Below are 419 nucleotides of genomic sequence, written 5' to 3' on the forward strand. Positions count from 1 at the left end.
ATCCTGCGCCGGCACGAACTCAAGGGTCACCAGTTCATCTTCCGGCTGCGGCGCAAGTATCCGCAGCTTGCGTTCCGCATGCAGTATCGGATGTCCGACTGGGACTACATCCGGCTGCTGATGGAGCAATCCGGCATCTATTCCTATTTCACCCCGGGCAAGTTTGGCGAGATGATCGTCTTCGGTGACGACATCGACCATTACCTCTACCAGCCGGAACTGCGGGTGCCGTACCGGGAGACGGCGGGGCTGGAGTCCGGGCAGGAAACGGTGTTCGCGCTCAAGACCCATGCGAAGACCATCCCAGCATCGTTCCGGGTGGCGGACTTCAACCCCGACAAGGCCTGGGAACGACCTACCGGCGACGCCAACGTCGCACGCAAGGAGAAGACGACCTACGGCGAGTCCTATGTCTACGG

The 419-nt window shown here is 61.1% G+C and carries 1 protein-coding gene; it reads left to right on the plus strand.

From position 1 onward, the window contains the following. A partial coding sequence (locus AB4Z16_RS28140) for a contractile injection system protein, VgrG/Pvc8 family (RefSeq protein WP_441514593.1) occupies window positions 1-419 on the plus strand: 419 nt, incomplete at both ends.

Origin of the sequence: Allobosea sp. TAF32 (assembly GCF_052113585.1) — a bacterium.
Taxonomy (GTDB): domain Bacteria; phylum Pseudomonadota; class Alphaproteobacteria; order Rhizobiales; family Beijerinckiaceae; genus Allobosea.